At 61.4% G+C, this 24,582-nt stretch carries 20 protein-coding genes; 15 read left to right on the forward strand and 5 right to left on the reverse strand.

Translation table 11 applies throughout. The features are described from left to right. The first annotated feature begins 460 nt into the window (after positions 1-460). The 9 genes from nrfA to pbpG all read left to right on the forward strand — a co-directional run bounded on the left by nrfA (position 461) and on the right by pbpG (position 9,982). Positions 461-1,903, forward strand: a complete 1,443-nt coding sequence (gene nrfA / locus GWQ31_RS05875) for an ammonia-forming nitrite reductase cytochrome c552 subunit (protein ID WP_275908874.1) — start codon at positions 461-463, stop codon at positions 1,901-1,903. A 53-nt stretch (positions 1,904-1,956) separates the two neighbouring features. Continuing rightward, the gene (nrfB, locus tag GWQ31_RS05880) at positions 1,957-2,553 is read left to right on the forward strand and encodes a cytochrome c nitrite reductase pentaheme subunit (protein WP_275908875.1); all 597 of its coding nucleotides are present in this window, start codon (positions 1,957-1,959) and stop codon (positions 2,551-2,553) included. Next, on the forward strand, positions 2,550-3,230 hold the full coding sequence (nrfC, locus tag GWQ31_RS05885) for a cytochrome c nitrite reductase Fe-S protein (protein WP_275908876.1): 681 nt from the start codon (positions 2,550-2,552) through the stop codon (positions 3,228-3,230). The genes nrfB and nrfC overlap by 4 nt, the downstream gene beginning before the upstream one ends. 36 nt (positions 3,231-3,266) lie before the next feature. Further along, complete coding sequence (gene nrfD, locus GWQ31_RS05890) at positions 3,267-4,217, forward strand: cytochrome c nitrite reductase subunit NrfD (protein ID WP_275908877.1); 951 nt, start codon at positions 3,267-3,269, stop codon at positions 4,215-4,217. A gap of 140 nt (positions 4,218-4,357) precedes the next feature. Then, a complete protein-coding gene (gene nrfE, locus GWQ31_RS05895; RefSeq protein ID WP_275908878.1) occupies positions 4,358-6,313 on the forward strand; it encodes a heme lyase NrfEFG subunit NrfE in 1,956 nt (651 codons plus the stop codon). After that, positions 6,310-6,879 carry a DsbE family thiol:disulfide interchange protein gene (locus GWQ31_RS05900; RefSeq protein WP_275908879.1) on the forward strand — a complete coding sequence of 190 codons (570 nt, stop codon included), beginning with the start codon at positions 6,310-6,312 and terminating at the stop codon, positions 6,877-6,879. The genes nrfE and GWQ31_RS05900 overlap by 4 nt, the downstream gene beginning before the upstream one ends. Further along, positions 6,876-8,066: a heme lyase NrfEFG subunit NrfF gene (gene nrfF / locus GWQ31_RS05905; protein ID WP_275908880.1), complete on the forward strand. Its 1,191-nt coding sequence runs from the start codon at positions 6,876-6,878 to the stop codon at positions 8,064-8,066. The genes GWQ31_RS05900 and nrfF overlap by 4 nt, the downstream gene beginning before the upstream one ends. Before the next feature lie 123 nt (positions 8,067-8,189). Next, entirely contained in the window at positions 8,190-8,645 is a 456-nt protein-coding gene (locus GWQ31_RS05910; protein WP_275908881.1) for an NUDIX domain-containing protein, read from the forward strand. 416 nt (positions 8,646-9,061) lie between these two features. Further along, positions 9,062-9,982: a D-alanyl-D-alanine endopeptidase gene (pbpG, locus tag GWQ31_RS05915; protein ID WP_275908882.1), complete on the forward strand. Its 921-nt coding sequence runs from the start codon at positions 9,062-9,064 to the stop codon at positions 9,980-9,982. 98 nt (positions 9,983-10,080) lie between these two features. On the opposite strand, the gene GWQ31_RS05920 is transcribed toward pbpG, so the two are convergent. Beyond that, positions 10,081-11,466, reverse strand: coding sequence for a tryptophanase (locus tag GWQ31_RS05920; protein WP_275908883.1), 1,386 nt, complete (start codon positions 11,464-11,466; stop codon positions 10,081-10,083). Between the two features lie 453 nt (positions 11,467-11,919). Between GWQ31_RS05920 and GWQ31_RS05925 the strand changes: the two genes are divergently transcribed. From GWQ31_RS05925 to GWQ31_RS05935, 3 genes are all read left to right on the forward strand, one after another. Then, positions 11,920-12,063, forward strand: a complete 144-nt coding sequence (locus tag GWQ31_RS05925) for a DUF2256 domain-containing protein (RefSeq protein WP_017412211.1) — start codon at positions 11,920-11,922, stop codon at positions 12,061-12,063. Next, positions 12,063-13,583, forward strand: coding sequence for a cryptochrome/photolyase family protein (locus tag GWQ31_RS05930; RefSeq protein ID WP_275908884.1), 1,521 nt, complete (start codon positions 12,063-12,065; stop codon positions 13,581-13,583). The genes GWQ31_RS05925 and GWQ31_RS05930 overlap by 1 nt, the downstream gene beginning before the upstream one ends. 150 nt (positions 13,584-13,733) lie before the next feature. Next, on the forward strand, positions 13,734-14,987 hold the full coding sequence (locus GWQ31_RS05935; RefSeq protein WP_021138237.1) for a D-amino acid dehydrogenase: 1,254 nt from the start codon (positions 13,734-13,736) through the stop codon (positions 14,985-14,987). A gap of 79 nt (positions 14,988-15,066) precedes the next feature. Here the strand turns inward: GWQ31_RS05935 and GWQ31_RS05940 are convergent, their stop codons facing one another. Further along, positions 15,067-15,747, reverse strand: a complete 681-nt coding sequence (locus tag GWQ31_RS05940) for a TetR/AcrR family transcriptional regulator (protein ID WP_275908885.1) — start codon at positions 15,745-15,747, stop codon at positions 15,067-15,069. Positions 15,748-15,926: 179 nt separating this feature from the next. On the opposite strand from GWQ31_RS05940, the gene GWQ31_RS05945 reads away from it, so the two are divergent. Beyond that, positions 15,927-17,858, forward strand: coding sequence for an amidohydrolase family protein (locus GWQ31_RS05945; protein ID WP_275908886.1), 1,932 nt, complete (start codon positions 15,927-15,929; stop codon positions 17,856-17,858). Positions 17,859-18,073: 215 nt separating this feature from the next. Beyond that, positions 18,074-19,240, forward strand: a complete 1,167-nt coding sequence (locus GWQ31_RS05950; protein WP_275908887.1) for a glycosyltransferase family 9 protein — start codon at positions 18,074-18,076, stop codon at positions 19,238-19,240. Positions 19,241-19,305: 65 nt separating this feature from the next. Here the strand turns inward: GWQ31_RS05950 and GWQ31_RS05955 are convergent, their stop codons facing one another. Together GWQ31_RS05955 and metE are read right to left on the reverse strand one after the other, a co-directional pair. Continuing rightward, entirely contained in the window at positions 19,306-19,971 is a 666-nt protein-coding gene (locus tag GWQ31_RS05955) for a transporter substrate-binding domain-containing protein (protein WP_275908888.1), read from the reverse strand. 303 nt (positions 19,972-20,274) lie between these two features. Beyond that, on the reverse strand, positions 20,275-22,539 hold the full coding sequence (gene metE, locus GWQ31_RS05960) for a 5-methyltetrahydropteroyltriglutamate--homocysteine S-methyltransferase (RefSeq protein WP_275908889.1): 2,265 nt from the start codon (positions 22,537-22,539) through the stop codon (positions 20,275-20,277). Between the two features lie 230 nt (positions 22,540-22,769). On the opposite strand from metE, the gene GWQ31_RS05965 reads away from it, so the two are divergent. Then, entirely contained in the window at positions 22,770-23,690 is a 921-nt protein-coding gene (locus tag GWQ31_RS05965) for a LysR substrate-binding domain-containing protein (protein WP_099993520.1), read from the forward strand. A gap of 47 nt (positions 23,691-23,737) precedes the next feature. On the opposite strand, the gene GWQ31_RS05970 is transcribed toward GWQ31_RS05965, so the two are convergent. Next, complete coding sequence (locus GWQ31_RS05970) at positions 23,738-24,508, reverse strand: siderophore ferric iron reductase (RefSeq protein ID WP_275908962.1); 771 nt, start codon at positions 24,506-24,508, stop codon at positions 23,738-23,740. Between the last annotated feature and the right edge of the window lie 74 nt (positions 24,509-24,582).

The raw sequence follows: 24,582 nt of genomic DNA on the forward strand, positions 1-24,582 counted from the left end.
GATGATTGAATCTGGTTCTCCTGTGCCTCTCACCGGGTTCAAAACCCACCCAAATACAGAATAAATATTCACTGCCCAATCTATACCCATAAATAGATAAGTCACATGCTCGATTTCAAGCCAACCCTTGCCACATCAGGCATACCAACCAACATTGCCAACAGGGCACAACGACATGCTGGCAAAGCGCGTCAATAAGTTGAGTTTTCTCATTATTTAACCGGGATCTCATTTCCGGCACTTGCTCCCCCAGGCAATTGATCTAGCGCAAGCTCAGTCCTGATAAATCATCATCCATTTTACCCATTTGGTAATATCCAACCCGAGCAATCGCATAATTACATGGGTTTTATTCACTAATAACAATTAATCGGCCTGCCTGCTCCTGCCTAGTGCGGGGGCTGATGCCCACATCCAGGATGGAACGGTCAGGCTTGGCAATGAGATCGATTCGGGAGTGATGATCGTGAGTTCACACAACAGACTGACCAGACTGGGCCTCGCCGCCCTGCTGCTTACCACCTGCTTTGGCGCCAGCGGCTTGGTACAGGCCGATGAGGCAACCCCCAAGGGCAAGATAGAGGCACGCAGCGAGCTGTTCGCCAAGGATCACGTCGACCAGTTCAGCAGCTGGAAAGAGACCAGCGAGAGCGCGACGCGCACCGACGCCCTGGCCGAAGATCCGCAGATGGTGGTGCTCTGGGGGGGGTATCCCTTCTCCAAGGATTACAACAAGCCCCGCGGCCATTTCTATGCCCTGACCGACGTACGGGAAACCCTGCGCACCGGCGCTCCCAAGACCGCCGAGGATGGCCCCCTGCCCATGGCCTGCTGGAGCTGCAAAGGCCCGGATGTGGCCCGCGTCATCGACGAGAAGGGTGAGGATGGCTACTTCAAGGGCATGTGGGCCAAGGGTGGGTCGGAAATAGTCAACACCATAGGCTGCGCCGACTGCCACGACACGGCGTCGAAAGAGTTCAAGGAGGGCAAACCCGCCCTGCATCTCTCCCGTCCCTATGCCGACCGCGCCATGACCGCCATCGGCAAGCCGTTCAAGGAGCAGGGTCGTTTCGATCAGCAATCCCAGGTGTGTGGCCAATGCCACGTGGAGTACTACTTCAGCGGCCCCACCAAGGCGGTGAAATTCCCCTGGGGCAAGGGCACCACGGTTGAGCAGATGGAGCAGTACTACGACGAGATTGGTTTCGCCGACTGGACCCACGCCCTCTCCAAGACCCCCATGCTCAAGGCTCAGCACCCTGAATACGAGACCTGGCGCGCCGGCATTCACGGCCAGAACAACGTCGCCTGTGTCGACTGCCACATGCCTAAGGTGCAAAACGAGCAGGGCAAGGTCTACACGGATCACAAGGTCGGCAACCCCTTCGATCGCTTCGAGCAGACCTGCCGCAACTGCCATACCCAGAGCAAGGAGATGCTGCAAGGCATAGTCCAGCAGCGCAAGGATGCGGTGACCGAGATCAAGTTGAAGGTCGAGAAGCAGCTGGTGCACGCCCACTTCGAGGCCAAGGCGGCCTGGGATGCAGGCGCCACCGAGGCGCAGATGAAAGACATACTGCAAGACATCCGTCACGCCCAATGGCGCTGGGACTTCTCCATCGCTTCCCACGGGGTGCAGATGCACGCCCCGGAAGTGGCACTGCGCATGCTGGGCACAGCTCTGGATAAAGCCGCCGATGCCCGCACCAAGCTGGCACGCCTCTTGGCGACCAAGGGGATAAGCCACGAGATCGCCCTGCCGGACATCTCCACCAAGGAGAAGGCGCAAGCCGCCCTTGGCATGGACATGAAACAGATGAACTCAGACAAGGCCCAGTTCCTCAAGACCACAGTTCCCGCCTGGGATGCCGAGGCCAAGGCGGCCGGACGGCTGGCACAGTAACGGCGCCTGCGGGCCCGGCCCCAAGTCGGGCCCGCAGCTGATGGAGGCTTCCTATGGGTGATTTAACAATGGACTTTTTACGACTGATGCTGATGGCAGCCATGCTGCTCACCAGCCTGCAGGGACAGGCGGGCGACGCCGCGAGCGAGCCCGCCGCCATGCCCGCGACGCATGAAGTGGAATTTTTGCGCAGCCCCGACAAGGCCTGCACCGACTGCCACAAAGAGCAGGCAAGCGGCATGCACGGCAAACATGGCCAGGCAACCAACCCCAACAACCTGGCGCCGGTCACCTGCACCAACTGCCACGGCCAGCCCTCCCCCCAGCACAGGGAAGGGGTCAAGGATGTGATGCGGTTCAGTGACAGCTTCAACCCTCCGCAAGGCAAGGAAGCTTACCCCCTCGCCGAGCAGAACGGGGTCTGCATGAGCTGCCACGAACCCAAGCCATTGCGCGAGGCGCTCTGGGCCCACGACGTACACGCTACCAGGCTCACCTGCACCAGCTGCCATGCGCTGCACCCGGCCAAGGAGCCCATGGTGGGCATACCGGAAAAGTCCCGTATCAAGCTCTGCGTCGACTGCCACAGCAAGCAGCATGAGGCCAAGGCAACCGCTCAGCAGGCGAGCGTGAGCAAGGAGGCACAATGAGCTGCTCTCGTCGTGACTTTATGGCGGGCATGAGCGCGGGGGCGCTGATCATGATGGCAGGCCCCGTGCGTGCCAGCATGGCCATCCTCGCCCACAGCCAGACCATAGACGGGGTACGCTACGGCATGATCCATGACGAGGCGGCCTGCATCGGCTGTACCGCCTGCATGGATGCCTGCCGGGAGGTGAACCAGGTGCCGGAAGGGGTCTCGCGGCTCGAGATCATCCGCTCCGGCCCCATAGGCACATTCCCCGATGCCGAGTACCACTTCTTTCGCAAGTCCTGCCAGCACTGCGACAACGCACCTTGCGTACATGTCTGCCCGACCGGTGCCTCCCATATCAGAGCGGAAGATGGCATCGTCGATGTGGACCCGGACCTCTGTGTCGGCTGCATGTATTGTCTGGCCGCCTGCCCCTATCAGGTGCGCTTTATCAACCCTGTGACCCGGGTCGCCGACAAGTGCGACTTTTGCCGCAAGACCAATCTGGCGGCGGGCAAGGAGCCGGCGTGTGTAGAGTCCTGCCCCACCAAGGCGCTGGTATTCGGCAATCTGGATGACCCAAATAGCCCCATCGCCAAACGGCTGGTGAAGGAGACCACCTATCGCTACAAGCAGGCACTTGGCACCTCGCCCAAGATGTACCGCGTGCCCAAAGGGGAGATAACCTCATGACCATGCAAGCGGCAGTAACCCCGGGAGGGAATGACCATGTGGCATGACGCATTTCATTTTCCTTCCCTTGTCTGGGACTGGCCCATCGCCATCTACCTCTTTCTGCTCGGCATCTCCGCCGGGGCCACCAGCCTCTCGGTGTTGTTGCGCCGCAAAGGGGCTGGCAGCGAGAGCGGCATCATCAAGGCGACCGCGATTCTGGCGCCGGTGAGCGTGATATTGGGGCTCTTGATCCTCATCTTCCACCTGGCCCGCCCCTGGACCTTCTGGAAGCTGATGTTCCACTACCAGTTCGACTCAGTGATGTCGATGGGGGTCATGCTGTTTCAGGTCTATATGGCGGTGCTGTTCGCCTGGCTGGCAGTGGTGTTCAGAGCCGACATTGAGGCGGTGCGCAGCCGCCTGCTCAAGGAGAGGTTCGCCTTTGTCGATGGGCTGATTGCGTGGCTTGCCCGCCTCGAGACACTGCTGGCGCCACTGCTGTTGCTGCTCGCCGTGCTGCTGGGGGCCTATACCGGCTTTTTGCTCTCGGCGCTCAAGACCTATCCGCTGCTCAACAACCCTGTGCTGCCGGTGCTGTTTCTGGTCTCCGGCATCAGTTCAGGCATCGCCTCCACCATCCTGCTGGCTGTCACTCTGTTCAAAGAGAACCACCACAGCCAGGGGGTGAGCTTTGTGCACGGCTTCGAGCGACCCGTGCTGGCGGTGGAGGTGCTGCTGCTGGTCTGCTTCTTTACCGGCCTCTACTTTGGTGGCGGCCAGAAGGAGGTGGCCATGTGGGCCGCCATCGGCAGCGGCTTCTGGGCCCAGGTGTTCTGGCTTGGTGTGGTGGGTATCGGCATGCTGCTGCCCCAGTTGCTCTCTCTGCTACCAGCACAAATACGCCAGCGCAACGGTCATCTGGTGCTGGTGTGCAGCCTGACCCTGATGGGCATACTGCTGTTGCGCTACTTCGTGCTCTATGCAGGTCAGATGACGGTGGTATAAGAAACAGGTCACAAGCGCCAGCCGCCTTGGACGACTGGCGCTTGTTTGTTCTAAGCGAATGGTTTTCTGGTTATACCCCAACGCCCGCCTGCTGCGGACGCTGCGGCATAACATGAACCCATGATGGAACCGGAGGTTGTGTGCTGGCGGAGTTCGGCTATCTCTCACTGTTGCTGGCAACGGCGCTCTCTCTGGTGCAAGGTACCCTGCCCTGGCTGGGCCTGAGGCTGGCATCGCCCCCTCTGCTCGCCTGTGCCAAGCCGCTGGCACTGCTCAATGCCGCCCTGCTGGGGGCTGATCTGCTGCTGCTCGCCAGCTGCTTTGCCCGAGATGATTTTACCGTCAGCTATGTGGCTCAGCACGCCAACAGCGCCCTGCCCATGGGCTTCAAGCTGGCGGCGGTCTGGGGCGGCCATGAAGGCTCCATGCTCTTCTTCGTCTTTGCGCTGGCGCTCTGGGGCGCCCTGGTGGCGCTCTGCTCGCAGCGGGTCGACTCGCTGATCCGTGCCCGGGTGCTCGCCATAATGGGGCTGATAGTGGGGTTGTTTGGACTCTATACCCTTGTCTTCTCCAGCCCGTTTGACCGGCAGTTCCCTGGGCCCCTGGAGGGGCGCGATCTCAATCCCATGTTGCAGGACATAGGCCTCATCATTCACCCGCCCCTGCTCTATCTCGGCTACGTGGGCTTTGCAGTCAACTTCGCCTTCGCCATGGCAGCGCTGCACTCGGGCAAGCTGGACGGCGCAGTGGCCCACTGGAGCCGCCCCTGGGCACTGGGCTCCTGGGTGTTTCTCACCGCCGGTATCCTGCTCGGCTCCTGGTGGGCCTATTACGAGCTCGGCTGGGGTGGCTGGTGGTTCTGGGACCCGGTGGAAAACGCCTCCCTGCTGCCCTGGTTGCTCGGCACCGCCCTGCTTCATGCCCTCATCGTCTGCGAGAAGCGCGGCGCTTACGGCCACGGCGTGCTGCTGCTCTCCATCTTCACCTTCGCCCTGAGCCTGCTCGGCACCTTCGTGGTGCGCTCCGGCGTGCTCACCTCGGTGCACGCCTTCGCGGTGGATCCCAATCGCGGCCTCACCCTCTTGCTGCTGCTCGGCCTGTTATTGACCACGGCGCTCACCCTGTTTGCGCTGCGGGCCGATACCCGCGCCCCCTACGCCCGCTTCGGCTTCTGGTCAAAAGAGGGACTCTTGGGCGCCGCCATCCTTCTGCTCAGCGTGGCCTGCGCCTGCGTGTTGCTTGGCACCTTCTACCCCATGGTGTTCCAGTCGCTTCATCTGGGATCGCTCTCGGTGGGGGCGCCATATTTCAACACTGTTTTCGTGCCGCTGGCCCTGGTGCTGATGGCACTGATGACCCAGATCCCGCGCCTGCGCTGGCAATGTCTTGCGGCCAGCCCCCCCATCAAGCGGATAGTGCCGCCTCTGCTCGGCCTGCTCGGGGGCGGCCTGCTCAGCCTGGGGTATCGCGATCTTGGCGCACTCAGTTGGGTTGGCCTTGTCGCCAACGTGCTGAGTCTCTGGCTGGTGGCAAGCCAGTTGCTCAACTTCTCATTCAAGACCCATGGCCTGAGTGCCAACCGGCTGGGGAGTTTGCTCGCCCACTTGGGAGTCGCCATATGTGCCCTTGGCATCAATCAGGTGAGCCACTACAGCCAGGAGGGGGGCACAGTATTAAAAGCGGGCAGCCCCTACCAGCTTGGCACCTATACCTTTCGCTATGAGGGGAGCGAGCCCATGCTCGGCCCCAACTACACTGCCGAGCGCATTACGCTGAGCGTGCACAAAGGCGCCAAGGAGGTGGCGCGGCTGATGCCGGAGCGGCGCCACTACAGCGTGCGCACCATGAACATGAATGAACCGGGCATCGCGTGGGGGTTGTTTGGGGATCTCTACGTGGTGCTCGGCGAGAAGATGGGGCCGGACGCCTACGCCATGCGCCTTCACTACAAGCCACTGGTGCGCTGGATCTGGCTGGGGGGCATGCTGATGATGGCGGGGGGAGCCCTGCGTTTGCTGGGGCGCAAGCCGTTGCTGGCGACACAGCCAACTTCCGTCACCGCCCTGCACAAGCAGCTCGAACAGGAGCCATCATGAGCCCGCGCCTGCGCCTTTTTATCCCCTTGCTGCTGACCCTGGGCCTCGGTACCCTGCTTTGGCTGGGGCTTGCCAACAATCCCTACCGCCAGGACGAGGCGACCCTGGGGCGTACCCTGCCCCAGTGGCAGAGCGAAAACCTGCTGGATGGGGGGCTTGTCCACACCGACCAGCTCAAGGGAGAGCCCTTTGTGCTCAACATCTGGGCCAGCTGGTGCCCCAACTGCCGCGCCGAGCACCCGCTGCTCGCCGAGCTGGCCAAGACAGTGCCCCTCTACGGCCTCAACTACAGAGACAAGCACGAAGCAGCACGCGCCTGGCTTGGTGAAGCAGGCAACCCCTATCGCACCGTACTGGCGGATCCGGACGGCAAGCTGGCGCTGGAGCTCGGCGTCTACGGCACGCCGGAGACTTATCTGTTTGCCGCCGATGGCACCCTGCTCACCCGCCACACGGGCGAGCTGACTGCCGATATCTGGCAGCGCCAGTTTGTCCCCAAACTCAAACAAGCCCGCACTGCGCCCTTGCCATCTCCCGCGCCCGCCCAGCAGGAGGGCAAACCATGAAGACCCCTGTCATCCTCTGCACCCTGCTGCTTGTACTCGGTATGAGCGTGGGCACCCTGGCCAGCGGGGTCGATACCTATCAGTTCCAGCACCCGGAACGACAGAGCCGCGCCCAGGATCTCGCCCGCGCCCTGCGCTGCCCCCAGTGCCAGAACCAGAACCTGGTGGAGTCCAACTCCCCCATCGCCCGGGATCTGCGGCTCGAGGTCTACCGCTGGGTGGACGAGGGGCAGAGCGACGAGCAGGTGATTGCCCGCATGACCAGCCGATTTGGCGACTTCGTGCGCTACGATCCCCCCTTCAAGGCCAGCACCCTGCTGCTCTGGGCTGGTCCCCTCCTGCTGCTGGGACTGGCGCTGACCACTCTGGGACGCCGTCTGAAGGCCAAAGGGGATCAGGCCATCCCGCTCAACGGCTCTGCCAGCAGGCAATCCGCCGACCCGCGCAGTGAGTTGAATCGCCTGATCATGCTCAGGGAGCAGATCTGTCTTCCCCCAGAACATCCCCTCTATCAGAAGCTGACCGCAGCCAATCTTGACAATGCCACGCCGGCAGCGGAACTGGCCCTGCGCGAGCGGCTGACCCACCGATCTGGTAACTCCGGCAGCCACACGCAGCACACGGGCATCCTTCTGCTGCTCGGAATCGTGATGGTCGGCGGGCTCGCCGCCTTTTATGCCGGCAGCGGCCGCTATCAGGCATGGCAGGCTTATCAGTCACGCCCCGATCCGCTGGCGGGGCTGAGTCCGCGGGATCTGCAGGACAAGGAGCTGGGGGATCTGCATCAAACCCTGCAGCGCAACCCGCAAGACCTCGACAGCTGGGCTGCGCTGGGTCAGCTCTATCTCTATCGGGATGAATACGACAACGCCTGGCTTGCCTATCAGCGCCTCGCCCTGCTTGAAGGGGGCGTCAGTGCCGCCACCTTGGCCGCCCAGGCGACTGTGCGCTACTACCAGGCAGGCCAGCAGATCACCCCAGAGGCTCGCCACTTGCTCGACAGCGCCCTCAAGCAGGATAAAGGGGAAGTGAGCGCCCTGATGCTGCTCGCCTCCGATCACTTCCTGCACGGCCGCTACCGCCAGGCCATCGCCCTGTGGCAACAACTGCTGGATAGCGAGCGCCCCCGTATCAACCGTGCGACACTGATTGAGGCGATCCAGACGGCGAGAATGATGGGGGGCTGACGGGTTGGAGGAGCCATCCTTCACCCTGTTGTCCAGGCCAATATCAACAGGAAATGGCTTGCCATCACACCAATCCAGGACAAACAATACGAGCCCCTTTATTCCACCGCCGGAGCCTTCCCCATGATCCCCATTCGCTGTCACGCCGTCTCCGGTGTGGCGTTATCGGAAATCGATGGCCAGGCCAAAATACTGCTGATGAAGCGGGTCAAGGGCGGCTTCTGGTGCCATGTGGCGGGCACGGTTGAGGCGGGTGAAACCGGCTGGCAGACCATTATTCGCGAGATGGGTGAAGAGACAGGCATCGCCGTCACAGCGCTATACAGCGGCGAATACCTTGAGCAGTTTTACGAGTCGGCCTCGAATACCGTGATGGTGGTGCCGGTCTTTGTGGTCTATTGCCCACCCAATCAAGCGGTCACCCTCAACGACGAGCACACCGAATATCGCTGGTGTTCGCTGACCGAAGCCAAGTCGCTGGTGAGCTTTCCCGGGCAGAAGGCGCTTTATGACCACATCTGGCACTATTTTGTCGAAAACAGCCCCTCGGCACTGATGAAAGTGACTATCCCTTCGTAACCGCAGAGGGGCTCTTCTCGTCTGCGCCATCACACAACTCCGACGATGAGATACCGCCAGCGGCCTGCCTGTTGAGCGTTGCCCGCTGGTACCGTTTTACCCGGCGCCAGGGTGATAAACAGGCTGTCGGGAGCGACAGCCCCCTCCAGGGCACAAAAAAGTGGTAACGAATGGCCATAACAGGCATATAGTGCGCCACCATAGCACGTCACAATGACAGCGGGTTCTGACGACCATCAGACCCATACATGGCTCGATACTTCATGGAACTGGTCGCGATATAGCCCCGAACGTGGGTATATCAAGGCTCAAGGCCCCATAAAAATGAAATATCGGGCCGTTAAACGTTGTGAAGCGTCAATTACCGTCATATAACTAGCCAAATACCCCTGTCAGTCGTACGGAAGCGTCAAATCATGATTATTCGCCCTTTTCTTACCCTGTTGCTCGGTGCCTTCCTCGTTCCCGTCAGCATGGAGAGCGTCCAGGCCAACCCGTTTTCAGCAGCATCTCCCTCCCCCACTCGCTTTCTCGAACAACGCAGCGATCTGGCCCTGAGTTCGGCCTCCTTCGTGGTCGCCAACCCGCGCACCGGCGAGGTACTCTCCGAGCGCAACGCCAACCGTGTGATGCCGATTGCCTCCATCACCAAATTGATGACGGCGCTGGTGGTGCTCGATGCCAATCAGCGTCTCTCCGAGATGCTCACCGTTACCATGGCCGACGTAGATCGCCTCAAAGGCACGGGTTCACGGTTGGCGGTAGGTTCACGCCTCAGCCGCGCCGACATGCTGCATATCGCCTTGATGTCGTCGGAAAACCGCGCCGCCTCGGCCCTGGCAAGACACTACCCGGGGGGGCAACGCGCCTTTATCGAAGCGATGAATGCCAAGGCCAGCATGCTTGGCATGTGGAGCACCCAGTTTGCAGACAGCACTGGCCTCAATCCGCGCAATGTCTCCAGCGCCCATGATCTGGCCAAGCTGGTAGCGGCCGCTTCGGCCTACCCGCTGATCCGGCAATACTCCGCCACAGAGCAGCGCATGGTACGCAATGGCAAGCGCCAGCTGCACTATCTCAACTCCAACCGACTGGTGCGCGAAGGCAGCTGGCTGGTCACCCTCTCCAAGACGGGCTACATCCGCGAGGCGGGTCGCTGTCTGGTGATGGCAACCCAGATCAACCGCGAACCGGTGATCCTGGTGCTGCTCAATGCCGATACCCCCAATGCCAGGGTGGCGGATGCCAAGCGTATCAAGTCCTGGCTGGAGAGCTCGGGTCGCACCAGCCTGACGGCTCAATCCAGCCCCCAAACCAAGTTGTTCAGCAGCCAGTAATCCGCGTCCATCCCCAAATGTAAAAAGCCCCCGCACCACTGGTGCGGGGGCTTTGCTGTTGGCGTGGCCAATGGTGCCGGTCAAGAAACCGGCCCTGTTTAGACCGGCTTGAGCCGGGCTGTGAAGTGGCGCAGCAGGGGCGGTTCGTAGTCGAAGGTGAGACCGCGGATCTCGCTGGCCCTCGTCTTGACCGCAATGAGGCAATCAGCCACATAGTCCATGTGATCCCGGGTATAGACCCGGCGCGGAATGGTGAGACGCAATAGCTCGAAGTCCGCCGCCTCCTGCTTGCCGGTGGCCGGATCGCGCCCCAGCAGCAGTGAGCCTATCTCCACCCCGCGCACGCCCCCTTCCAGATAAAGCGCGCAGGCCAAGGCATGGGCCGGGAACTGCTCCCCCGGTATATGGGGCAGCAGCTTCTTGGCATCGACAAAGACCGCATGACCGCCGGTGGGCGTCTGGATGGGGATGCCCGCCTCGGCCAGCCGCTCGCCGAGATAAGCCACCTGACCGATGCGATAGGTCAGATACTCCTCGTCCATCCCTTCCCGCAGGCCGATGGCCAGCGCCGCCATGTCACGGCCGGCAAGACCACCGTAGGTAACGAACCCCTCCATCGCCACGCAGCGCACTTGCACCGAGCGGAACAGGTCGAGATCCTCCTTGAAGCAGCAAAGACCGCCGATATTGACCAGCCCGTCCTTTTTGGCCGACATGGTGAACATGTCCCCCAGGTCAAACATCTGGCGCACTATCTCCTTGATGCTGCTCTTGGCGTAATCCGGGTCGCGCTCCTTGATAAACCAGGCGTTTTCGGCAAAGCGGGCGGCATCGATCACCACAGGAATATGGTGACGACGTGCAAGCTCGGAAACAGCCTGCATATTGCCCATGGAGACCGGCTGACCGCCAGCACTGTTGCAGGTGACAGTGATGATGACAGCGGCCACATTGTCGGCCCCCTGCGTCTCTATGGTGTCGGTCAGGCGACCGAGATCGAAATCCCCCTTCCAGGCATAAGGGGCCGTGGTGTCGAGGGCCTTCGGTGTGAGCAGGTTGATGGCCCGCGCGCCCGCCAACTCTACATGGGCCTTGGTGGTGTCGAAGTGGTAGTTGGAGATGAAGACCGGCGCCTTGCCCTTGCAACGCTTGACCAGCTCGGGAAAGAGGATCTGCTCGGCCCCTCGCCCCTGGTGGGTGGGCATCACATGCTGGTAGCCAAACAACTCGCGCACGGTACGCTCCAGCTCGACGAAGTTGCGGCTGCCCGCATAGGCTTCATCCCCCATCATGATGCCGGCCCACTGGCGATCGGACATGGCGCCCGTGCCGCTGTCGGTCAGCAGATCGATATAGACATCTTCGGCCAGCAGCAGGAAGGGATTCCAGCCAGCGGCCTCAAGGGCGGCGCGGCGCTCGGCGCCAGTGGTCTGTTTGATGGGCTCGACCATCTTGATACGAAAGGGTTCGGGTATACGACGCATATAAGACTCCTCACCGGCGCGAGGCCAGTGTTGCAGACACATTGAAGTTCAAGAGGTTGTCAGAGGCGAGCTGGGCTCGCGCCAGGCATGGCCGGGTGTCAGCGGTGAGGAAAATCGAAGGTGAGAATGGGATCTCGGGTATACCAGTGGGCGAGCAGGCAAGCTGCCCAGGGCCTAGCAGTCATGACAGGCATCACTCCCCTCCGTATTGGTTGCAAACTGTGTCGGTGGCAAACCATCTTGATTGCCAAGCAGTGCTGCCAACTGGCAGCCTCGCCACGTTAACGGCTGGTTAACCCGCAGACAACTAGTACGCTGACGCGCTGTGCGCCTGCTCACAAAGTACGCATGCGCGCGGCAAGCCAGGGTTGTAGATGATCTGCCCGCCCTCCTTGTTCGTTAAGCTCCCTACGTGCAACCCATATCAGTCATTACCCAAGGCCGGAAGCCATCATGCATCGCAAACCCCATCTGCCCGAGAAAATATGCCCCGTCTGCCTGCGGCCTTTCGCCTGGCGACGCAAGTGGGCCCGCAACTGGCAGGAGGTTCGCTATTGCAGCGAGCGCTGTCGCCACCAGAAAGGAGCCAGGACCTGATGGAACTGCGTTTAATCCTCGGCGATCAACTCAACGCCAGTCACAGCTGGTTTCGTACCCCTAATCCCGACGTCTGCTATCTGCTGGCGGAGCTGCGCCAGGAGACCGACTACTGCCGCCACCATCGTCAGAAGGTGCTGGCCTTTTTCGCCGCCATGCGCGCCTTCGCCGCGGCCCTTACCAAGGCGGGTCACAGAGTCTGCTATCTCACCCTGGATGAAACCAGGCACTGGCCGAACCTGCCGGCCCTGCTCGATGCCCAGATTATCCACCACCAGGCCAGCCGCTTTGCCTGGCAGAGCCCGGATGAGTGGCGGCTGGCCACGCAGCTTGAACAGTGGGCCGCGGGGCTCGCCATGCCTGCCCATCAGGTCGACAGCGAACATTTCCTCACACCGAGGGATGGCTGGCAGCGCTATCCCCACAGCCGGATGGAGTTTTTCTACCGCGCTCTGCGCAAGCAATATGGTGTGTTGCTCGATGAAGGGGGCAAGCCCCTTGGCGGGCGCTGGAACTTTGACAGCGAAAACCGGGCCAAACTGCCCGAGCGCCAGCCCATTCCGGCCCCGCTCTTGTTTGCCAACGATGTGCAGGATATCGATGCCATGCTGTTGCATCACGGGGTGAACACCCTGGGCTCGGCCGATGCCAGCGCCCTCCCCTGGCCCATCACCCGACGCCAGAGCCGCGAACTGCTCGATCACTTTCTGACCCACTGCCTGCCACACTTTGGCCGCTATCAGGATGCCCTGAGCGAGCGGGGCTGGAGCCTGTTTCACAGCCGCTTGTCGTTCTCCCTGAACAGCAAGATGCTCCATCCCCTCGAGGTGATCCGTGCGGCCGAAACCCACTGGCAGGCCAATCAGGCCACCATCTCGCTGGCACAGGTCGAAGGGTTTATCCGCCAGATCCTCGGCTGGCGCGAGTTTGTCCGCGCCCTCTACTGGGAAAAGATGCCCGAGTATCAACGCACCAATTTTATGGGGGCCAACCGGCCGCTGCCCGGCTTTTTCTGGAGCGGCGAAACAAACATGGCCTGCGTGGGGCACGCTATCCGGCAATCTCTGGAACACGGCTACGCCCACCATATCCAGCGGCTCATGGTGACAGGCAACTTTGCCCTGCTGGCGGGGATCAATCCGGACGAGGTCGATGAGTGGTATTTGGGGATCTACGTGGATGCCATCGAGTGGGTGGAGCTGCCCAACACCCGAGGCATGAGCCAGTTTGCCGATGGAGGCCTGATGGGCAGCAAGCCCTACGCCAGCAGCGGCGCTTATCTGGATCGGATGGGTCACTACTGCAAAGGGTGTCACTATGACGTCAAGGCCCGCAGCGGTGACACCAGTTGCCCGTTCAACAGCCTCTACTGGCACTTTTTATGGCGCAATCGGGACAAGCTTGGCAACAATCCTCGCCTCGCCCTCCCTTATGCCAACTGGGATGGTCAAACGGAAGTGCAGCAGCAGGCCACCCTGACAACCGCGGCCCATCATCTGATCCATATCGAGCAGCTTTGATGCCACAGTTAATGCCACCAAACCAGTCGATTCCGACATTGAAAACCAGTTAAATAATTGTAACCAGATGTATATTCCGATTATATCTATACCCGTTGAATATCCTGTGGCGGCTGATTATGGTGATGGCCCCAGTCAAGGAGAGACAAGATGGACATAGTGGTACTCGGTGGTGGCGTGGTCGGTGTGACCAGCGCCTGGTATCTGGCCAAAGCGGGCCACAAGGTGACCCTGCTGGAGCGACGGGACGGGGTGGCGCTGGAGACCAGCCATGCCAACGCCGGCCAGATCTCCCCCGGCTATGCGGCACCCTGGGCGGCGCCCGGCATTCCCCTCAAGGCCGCCAAATGGCTGCTGCAAAAGCATGCGCCTTTCACGGTGCGCCCGACCTCGGATCCTTTCCAGCTGCGCTGGATGCTGAAGATGTTCGCCAACTGCACCCCGGCGGCCTATGCCACCAACAAGGGCCGCATGGTGCGCCTCGCCGAATACAGCCGCGACTGCATGAAGACGCTGCGAGACGAGCTGGCACTGGACTACGAAGGACGCCAGCTCGGCACCTTGCAGCTGTTTCGAAGCGAGATCCAGCTCGATGCCAGCAAACGGGATATCGAGGTGCTGGAAGAGTATGGCGTCCCCTATCAGTCACTGGATGCCAGTGGTTGTGAAGGGGTTGAACCGGCATTGGCACGGGTACGTGGCAAGATAGTAGGCGGCCTGCGCCTGCCGGGAGATGAAACCGGCGACTGTTTCCGCTTCACCAAGGCACTGGCCGCCGAGGCGCAAAAACTCGGGGTGGAATTTGTCTTCAACTGCGCCATCGACGAGATTGAGCTCTCTTTGGGGCGCGCCGTGGCGGTACGAGCCGGTGAGCAGCGTTTCAAGGCCGATGCCATCGTCTGCGCGCTGGGCAGCTATGCTACCGGCTTCCTTCGTCCGCTTGGGATCGATCTGCCCGTCTATCCGGTCAAAGGTTACTCCCTGACCCTGCCCATGACAGATGCCGATGCGGCGCCCCGCAGTACAGTGCTGGATGAAACCTACAAGGTGGCCATCACCCGCTTTAACGAGCGGATCCGGGTCGGTGGCATGGCGGAGCTGTCGGGCTTCAATCTGGCACTCAATCCCAAGCGTTATGACACCCTGGCCATGGTGGTGGGGGATCTTTTCCCAGAAGGGGGCGATATCAGCCGCGCCGAGTTCTGGACAGGACTGCGACCCATGACACCGGACGGCACTCCCCTGGTGGGGCCAAGCCCGGTCCCCGGACTCTGGCTCAATACAGGCCACGGCACCCTGGGCTGGACCATGGCAGCCGGCTCGGGTCAGCTGCTGAGCGATCTGATCAGCGGCAGCTCGACGGCCATCAGCGACGAGGGGCTGACCCTGGCCCGCTACGGGTAACCCTGCGTCCGTCACGACCGTCGGCCAGACACACAAAAGAGGGAGTGCATGGTCACTCCCTCTTTGCATTTAGCCACTATCAGTCAACAGCCTTGACCATCAAACCCGGCATGGCCTGCCACACCCTGGCGGGGTCTGGCTCGGCAATGGCCGTCGCCACCAGCTGTTCCAGCCACTGGCGATGCAATAGCCACATCTGCGGCCCCTCTCTTCCCTGCTCCTTGGCACACTGCTTCACCACATCTGCCGTCCGGTAGAGGTATCGCACCAGAGCGGTCAATTCGGGCTCGGGCCAACGGCAACCGAAATGGCTCAGCCGCTCGGACCAGAATGCCACCTGACCTCGTTCATGCTCACGCTCCAGCTCATGCAGTGCCGGTACCAGGTCCATCGCCTGCCACAAGGCGCCATAGCCGACGAAGCGGGTATCCAGCTCATCCAGCGCCTGATCCAGCAGTTGCAAGGTTTGTGGCCAGCTGCTGGCCTCCTGGCGGATCACTTCCTGCGCAGCGCACACGGCCGCCAGCCAGTCCATGGCCAACCGGCAGATGATGGCCTCCTTGTTGGGAAAGAGATGATAGAGCGACTTGATCCCTACCCCGGCTCGCGCCGCTATGGCGTTGGTATTGATTGCCAGAAATCCCTGCTCCTGCAACAGCGCCAGAGTGGCCTGCTCTATCCGGGTCACAGTCTCCTGACTGCGCTGCTGCCTGGGCTGGCGCCGCATACAGAGATCGGTGGGCAATGGCGGTTCTGACATGGGTACTCCCTCACCTTGGTCACCAAGCATGGTTTTATAACTGCATGATGAAACAAGGAAAATATAAGTCAAAAAGAATATTTTCAGTAATTGCTGGTATTTATCCCGGAAGCTGCAATAAACAGAGGTGCTCATATTTGCAGTAAAAACTGCATTCTAACCAGGGAGAGCAATCGCATATGGATGGCAAGCAACAAGGTTTTACACTGAGCGCGGCGCTGCTGCTGATGGCCGGACTGCTGACCGGCTGCAACCAGGAGAGCACGGAACCAACAGCGCAACGGACCCTCTATCTCAACGGCAAGATCCACACTCAGGATGGGCAACGCAGGGTCGCCGAGGCCATGGTGGTTGCCGATGGCAAGTTTCTCTATGTGGGCACACTGCAAGGGGCCAAGGCCTATCAGACGGTCGGCAGTCAGTCGGTGGATCTGAAAGGCCGGATGGTATTGCCCGGTCTGCACGACAACCATATCCATCTGCTCGGCACAGTGGCACTGGATATGTGCGATCTCGATGGTCAGAGCGTCACGCTGGATCAGCTGGCGGAGAAGATAAAAACATGTCTGCCCCGTTATGCCCCCGGCAAGGGAAGCTGGCTGGTGGTCAATCAGTGGTCGCCCTACGACGGCAATACGCCGACGGCGACCCATGCAACCCTGCTGGCCGCGCTGGATGTCGCGGCGCCAGACAATCCGGTGGTGCTCTTTGGGGTCGATGGTCATGCCAGTGCCTACAACTCGCAAGCGCTGGCCAGTGCGCAGGATCAGGATGGCAATACAGTGGGTTTCAACGATGTGACCCTGGCACCGGGGGGCGTGTTTGCACATTTTCAGCCCTACATTGACCTGACCAGTGGCGTGATCAGGGAGGGGGCTCGCAGCGCCATTCCGGTGCCGGAAACCACTGTGCTTAACGCCAGCGATGAACAGGCGGCAGCAGAGTATGACAAGATATTGCCTGCGGTCTCTTCCTTGATGGCTTCCCGTGGCATAACCGGGATCCAGGATGCCTGCGCCACCGATTTCATCCGCCAGCGCCTGCTCAACATGCAGAAACGTGGATTGCTGCACATGCGCGTCACTGCCGCCACCTGTTTTCACCAGGATGACTACAGCGGAAAGCTGGATATTGCCGGCCACCTCGCCAAGGCCAGCCAGGTCAGGAGCGCCTTTGCCGACAATCCGCTGATCAAGGCCGATGCGGTCAAGATCTTCCTCGATGGCGTGCTGGAAGGAGATCCCTTCACCACACCGCCCTTTCTGCCCAATGCAGGCATGCTGGAAAACTACCAGCATCCCCATCTGACCATGGATCTTGCCACCGAGCAGGTGACCATCACCGCCAACAGCGAGGATGCTGGCAGCAATGGCATCGTCAATTACCGGGATGCCGACCTCAAGGACTATGTCACCGCCCTCGATAACGCGGGTTTCAGCATTCATATGCACAGCATCGGCGATCGCAGCACCCGGGTCGGACTGGATGCCTTGCAGGCCGCCCGTACCAGCAATGGTGACAAGGGGATCCCCCATACCCTGGCCCACCTGCAGGTGGTGCACCCTGACGATCAGAAAAGGCTGGGGGAGCTGGGGCTGTATCTCACCTTCACCTACGCCTGGACCACGCCCCAGATAGCCTATGACATGCTGGTCACCCCCTTCATCCAGCCGACCAGAGCAGGACAATCCTTGAGCGAGGCACTGTATGACCCCCTCGGCTACCTGCACGATGCGCTCTATCCGGTCGAGAATGCTCGCAAGGCGGGCGCCATCCTGGTGGCAGGCAGCGATGCACCTGTGGATAGCCGGGACCCCCGCCCCTTCGTCAACATGGCAGCAGGGATCGCCAAAGCGGCGGGCGATGGCGAGGATTACCGCCCCCATCAGCGCACCTCCCTCGCCGAAATACTGGCGGCCTATACCATCAATGGGGCCAAGGCAGTACGCCAGCAAGCCGTCACAGGATCCATCGAGACAGGCAAGTCCGCCGATTTCATCGTGCTGGACAGGGACCTGTTCGCTCTGGTCGAGGCCGGCACACCGGCCAGGATAGCCGAGACCGAGGTCGAGCTGACCGTCTTCAAGGGGGAAACCGTCTACGCTCGCTGAGCCATCAAGACCCCTGCCGTGCACCATGCAGGCGGCAGGCCTTTCCAACGCCAGAAAGCAGGAGCAGCCCAGGCTGCTCTTTTTATTGCGTCAGATGAACCTCTCTTTGGCTCGCGAGATACCGCCCTTTTTCTTCCTCTTTTCCTCCTCTCTTAACACTGGCTTAAGGATCCCCTGTCACCTTGCAGCCATTGTCATGAACGGAGCCACCCTGTATGAGCACCCTCAGAGATGCCCTGCGTCGTTTCGACGGTCAGCGCCGTTGCTGGACGGCCGGGCTTGAGCGATCCCTCCTCGCCTGGTTTGCCAGACGAGGCAAGCTGCCGGCCTCAAACCAGCCACCCCAACGGATCCTCATCATCCGCAGCACCAACCGGATCGGCAACAATCTGTTCCTGCTGCCGTTTTTGCAACAGGTACGCCGCGCCCATCCTTTTGCCGAGATAGAACTGGTGTGCAGCGGTGGACAACTGCTTCCCTTTCTTGGCGACAAGCAGTTGCAGCGCATCCATCAGATCAGGTTGCAGGGCAAGCACCTTATCCCGGCCCTGCCCCGGTTGTGGCATCTGCGTCGCCAACACTATGACAGTGTCTATGTGCCCTTTGCCTCCAGCACGGATCACCTGATCGCTGCCTGGGTACGGGCCAGCGAGAAGGTGGGTTTTGACGATGCCAGGGGCGATGTGCTGTTTGACCGGCTGATCGCGCCCGACACTCACTGCCACTATGCTCACCAACCGCTGCAGCTGCTGGGCATGCAGGCCAGCCAGGCCGATCAGATTGAACTGGGTAGCCAGCTACATGCCGCCTGCCCCCACCTGACCGCACTGGCACAGGCTCATCCCGGCCGCCCCCTCATCGGCTTTTTCACCGGCGCACGCAAGGGCAAAGGGCTCTCCCTTCCCCAATGGCAGCGGCTGCTCGGGGATCTGCGCCGCCACAGCCCGGATGCCCTGCTGATCCAGCTCACGGATCCTGCCTCCCCTCTACCCCAGCTTGGCGACATGCAGGTATCCCTTCACTCCTTAAGCGAACTGACCCGCTTCACCGGCGGCCTCACCCTCTTTGTCAGCTGCGACACAGGCCCCCTTCATCTGGCTGCCGCCAGCGGTGTGCCCTGCCTCGGGCTCTTTACCCAGACAGATCCCGCGCGCTACGGCTGCCTCGGGGCCCGGCACCTCAACCAAGTGGTCGACGATCGCAATGCCATTGCATTCGATGCCCACTGGCTTGCCGAGACGCTGGCACACCAGCAAACACCTAGGGAGCGGCCAGCCCCTCTCTCCCACGTGCAGTACCAGCCAGCATCCAGGGCTCTCTTGCTGGACGGCACCGGGTTGCCCCTTGGCGTTAAAACGGGCGGCCAGAGTCAGCCGTTTTAACGCCAAGACCCAGAGAACATGAAGAGAAACAATGACTCGGCGGGGTATTCCCCCGTTATGATGCCTTATCGATAGCGGGCTTCGATGAGGGTCAGCTGGCCACTCTGGCGCAGCATGACCAGGACGCGGGAGAACTCGGCGGCCCGGCGGTGGAAAGGAGACGTGTTGGCGATGCAGAGGGTCAGCGGGGTCAATCCCAGCTGGAGCGGCACCTCGACTATCTGTCCGGTCAGCCCCAGCTGGCTGAGCTTGAAGTTGGCCACTATGGAGTCGGTGAACATCAGATCGCCCCGACCGGCCGAGAGCATCTTGAAGACGTTATCCACATTCATGGTCAGATGGACCTTGAATCCCACCAGATTCTCCTTGCCCCAGCCATTGCCGATATAGTCGAGAATGGTAAACCCCTTGAGATCGGCCAGGGATTTTGCCTGCTGGATCTGCACCATCCCAGGGTGTCCTGCCTCGGTGAACACCGTCAGTGCAGAGAAGGCGACCGGCTCCTCGACTATCCGGGTATAACCCCGTCGCTCCAGGGTCGGCACGGTGACGAAGCCGTCGGCTTGACCGGCACGAACCAGTTTCTGCGCCCGCAACCAAGGATATCCCTCATGATGCACCTGAACCCCAAGCTCGAGCCCGACCCTGTCCATCACATCCACCATGATGCCCCGCATCTTGCCCTGCTCGTCCCGCCAGGAGTAGGGGGCAAAATCATCGAAATAGACCATTTTGAGCACAGGAACAGGCGCTGCCTGCGAGCAGGTCGTCAACAACAGCGCCCATAGACACCCGATCCAGACTCCTGGTTTCATCTTTTCCAGCCCCATCGACATCAGCCTGACCTGAGCCTAGTGCAAGCAGGCCGGGTGCGGGCAAGCGGCAACAAAAACAGAGGGAAGGCTTGCGCCTTCCCTCTTTCGTTATGCCCGTTCTCTTTTGTTATGTGCAGCGCTGTTCTTTAGTCTGCACGCTAGATTTTCACTCTAGATTTCCACTCTAGATTCCCACTCTGATTTGCACGCTTGCCGGGGTCAGGCCAGCTCGGTCCGCAGCGCCTTGGTGGCATTGACCATCACCTTGAGTGCGGCTTCCGTCTCTTCCCAGCCCCGTGTCTTGAGGCCGCAATCCGGGTTGACCCACAGCCGCTCTGCCGGGATCTGTTTGGCCGCCTTGCGGATCAGATCCTCAATCCAGCTCTGGCTCGGCACGTTCGGCGAGTGGATGTCATACACGCCAGGCCCGATCTCGTTGGGGTAGTTGAAGCGCTCGAACGCTTCAAGCAGCTGCATCTGGCTACGGCTGGTCTCTATGGTGATCACGTCCGCATCCAGCGCCGCCACCGCCTCTATGATGAGGTTGAAATCGCTATAACACATGTGGGTGTGGATCTGGGTGCTGTCCACCACCGGGCTTGCGCTCAGGCGGAAGGCGCGCACCGCCCAGTCCAGATATGCCTGGTGATCCTGCTTGCGCAGGGGCAGCCCTTCACGGATCGCAGGCTCGTCGATCTGGATGATCTTGATGCCGGCGGCTTCCAGGCTCGCCACCTCGTCACGAATGGCCAGACCAATCTGCAGAGCAGACTGCTCGCGGCTCACGTCTTCGCGCGGGAAGGACCAGCAGAGAATGGTCACGGGCCCGGTCAGCATGCCCTTGACCGGCTTGTCGGTCAGGCTCTGGGCAAACTTGGTCCATTCGAGGGTCATGGGGGTCGGGCGGTCGATATCCGTGGTGATCACCGGCGGCTTGACGCAGCGGGAGCCATAGCTCTGTACCCAGCCGAAGCGGGTGATGGCAAAGCCGTCCAGCAGCTCACCGAAGTACTCCACCATGTCGTTGCGCTCGGCCTCGCCATGCACCAGCACGTCCAGCCCGATGGCCTCCTGACGCTCGATGGCATCCTTGATTTGGGCCTGAATGCCCGCCTCATAGGCGCTATCGTCGATACGACCGGCCCGCCACTCCTGACGCAGCACCCGAATTTCCGAGGTCTGCGGGAAGGAGCCAATGGTGGTGGTGGGCAGCAGCGGCAGCTTGAGATCATTGCGCTGGGCCTGCGCCCGTACCGGATAAGTGCTCTGGCGATCGAAGTCGCTGTTGGTCAGGCTGGCCAGACGGGACTGCACCGCTTTCTTGTGTACCCGGCTGTCGGATTCCCGATCCACGATGGGCTGACTGTAGGCGGTGATCTTGTCCAGATCCCCTCCGTCCAGGTAGTCGGAGAGCAGCCCCAGCTCGTAGCACTTTTGCAGGGCGAAGGCGAACCAGCTGCGGGTCTGGGGATCCAGCTCGTGCTCCAGGGTCAAGTCCACCGGGCTGTGCAGCAGGGAACAGGAAGAGGCAACCCAGAGCCGCTCGCCGAGCTTCTCTTTCAATGCTTTCAGGGTCGGTGCCAGCTTGGCCAGGTTGGCACGCCAGACGTTGCGACCATTGATCACACCGGCTGAGAGGACCCACTGGGCCGGCAAGTGCGGGACCAGGGTCTCCAGCTGCTCGGGGGCGGCCACCAGATCCAGGTGCAGACCATCCACCTTCAGGCTGGTGATGATGTCGCGCTGATGGGCCACTGAGCCGAAATAAGTGGTGAGCAGCAGCTTGCAGGGGCCGCTCAAGCGCTCATAGGCGTTGAGGTAGGCCAGGCGCCACTCGTCCGGCAGGTCCAGCGCCAGGGCCGGCTCGTCGATCTGCACCCACTCCACCCCTTGCGCGGCCAGCTTGGTCAGTATCTCCTGATAGACGATCAGCAGGCGATCGAGCAGTTCGAGGCGGGAGAAGCCGCTCTCTTTCTCCTTGCCAAGCCAGAGGTAGGAGACGGGCCCCAGCAGCACGGCCTTGACCGGCAGCCCCAGCGCCTTGGCCTCTTCCACTTCGTCAAACAGTTGGCTCCAGCCCAGCTTGAAGCGCTGATCGCGGCTGAACTCGGGCACCAGATAGTGGTAGTTGGTATTGAACCACTTGGTCATCTCGGCGGCAGCCGCAGCCGGGCCGGTCGGTGCACGGCCACGGGCCACTCGGAACAGGGTGTCGAGATCGGTATCCCCATGGCGGTGGCGGGCAGGCACGGCGTCCACCAGCAAACTGGTGCCGAGCACTTGGTCGTACCAAGCAAAATCCCCCACCGGCAGCAGGTTGACCCCGGCGGTGCGCTGGGCCTGCCAGTGACGCTCACGCAGGCTCTTGCCGGTGGCGATGAGTTCTGCCTGAGTGGTCTCGCCACGCCAGTAGGATTCGAGGGCAAATTTCAGCTCGCGCTTGGCGCCGATACGGGGGAAGCCCAGTGTGTGTGCTCGTGTCATAGGTCCAATTCCTTATGCTCATTCATCTGATGGGAAACTGGATGATTTGGCCATCCAGATGTTTACACATCCAAAATGACAAGATAAGGTGGCCTTGGCTATTGAATACTCTTCAACTGGCTCTCAAATAATCCGCAACTAACGTGCAAGAGCGTCTTCAACGGACATGTAAGAGAGCGTTCAACGGATATGCAAGAAAGCCTTCAACTGATGCAACAAGGAGCCACGTCATGGCAGTGCCAAGCAATTCAGGCCTGGAAATCAAACATTTGAGAACCCTGACCGCATTGGCCGAGCAAGGGTCGCTGGCCGGCGCGGCGCAGAGCCTGAATCTGACCCAGTCGGCCCTCTCCCATCAGCTCAAAGAGCTGGAAACCCGTCTTGGCCTGGAGCTTTTCCTTCGCAAGAGCCGCCCTCTGGTGCTGACTGCGGCGGGCCAGCAGTTGCTGGCTCTGGCCCGCCAGGTGCTGCCCGCCCTGGCACAGACCGAGAAACAGCTGCAGGCCCTGCACAGCGGTGACGCGGGCCGGTTGCATCTGGCGCTGGACTGCCACAGCTGCATTCAGTGGCTGCTGCCGCTCTTGCCCGATTTTCGTCGCCAGTGGCCCGGGGTGGATCTGGAGGTGGAATCGGTGCCCGGCTTTGATGCGATCAATGCCCTGCTCGGCGGTCAGCTCGACTTGCTGCTCACCTCGGACGTACAGGCTCGCGGGGATCTCCACTTCGAGCCGCTGTTCGCCTTCGATCTCACCCTGGTGATGGCGCCGGATCACCCTCTATGCCACCAGGGCCGGATCACTCCGGAGGATCTCAAGCAGGAGGTGCTGCTGGTCTACCCGGTGGAGCGGGCCCGCATGGACGTGTTCAGCCGCTTCCTGCAACCGGCCGGGGTCGAGCCAGCCCGCTGCAAGCTGGTGGACAATACCTCCGTCATGCTGCAGATGGCCGCCGCCGGGCTCGGGGTCGCTGCCCTGCCGCGCTGGGCCAGCGAGGAATTCGTGCGTCAGGGACTGCTCGAAGCCAGGCCACTCGGCAACGGTGTGCGCCGCCATATGTATGGGGCCGTGCGCGCCGCCGACAAGGACCAGCCCTGTTTGCAGAGCCTGTTCGAGCGCATTCGCAGCAAGATGGGTGAGCAGAAAGAGGCGTAAAAAGCCGCCCCAGGGGCGGCTTGCGATGAGTCGGGGAGCCAGTGCCCTCAGGGGTCGTCCTGGCAGTGGGTGGCGCCATGTCGCCTCGGGCAGTTGGCGCAGAGCTCGCCATCGCGGCGCTTGTAGTGCAGGCAGCAGCGCTGGCGCACATAACCGGGGGACAGCGTATCGGCCGGGATCGATGCCGGACGCCACCCCGCCAGATGCTCGGCCGGCAGGCCACAGGCGGCGAGCCAGCACGATGCATGTTCGCTCACCTGCTCACGGCTGACATGGGTGAAAAAGTCGGGCACCCGCACCAGGGCCGCCAGCAGATCATCGGCCAGCAGCGGGCGCACGAAACCAGGTCTAAGTCGCTGCACTCCGCCCAGCAACGCGAACAGCGCCTGCCAGTGGGCTTGCAGCCGCTCGCCAGCCACCTTGATCAACAGACTGACGTCCCCCTTGATCATGGGCTCGGCCGGCAGGGTAAAACCGGATACCACGCCATCCTGATAGTCCTGCCCCATGCGATCGACGGCGGGGACGGCGCCCAACCGATAAACAGCCGCCATGGTCAGATAGAGGGATTGCCAGCAAAGCATGCCCCAGCTGCGGGTCAGCCAGTAGGCCGGCCCCGCCTCAGGGTGCGCAAGCCGCCAGTGATCATATAGCGCCGCCGCCACCTCGGCCGGGGTTGAATGGGGGGGAGCCGCCAGCTGATGAGGCCTGCCCCCCACTCCCGCCAGCCGCCCCTTGAGCGAAGGAATAACCCCGGCCGCGACGGCAAACAGGGCACCATGATCCGCAAGCGCACTAGCCTGTGTATCCGTGGTCAGTTCCTCAAGCCCACCGGCCCCGGTAAACTGGCGATTATCGCTGACTGCCAGTGGTGCAGCGGGCCCCGGGACTG

This window comes from Aeromonas sp. 2MA4, from assembly GCF_029237305.1.
GTDB classification, from domain to species: Bacteria; Pseudomonadota; Gammaproteobacteria; order Enterobacterales; family Aeromonadaceae; genus Aeromonas; species Aeromonas salmonicida.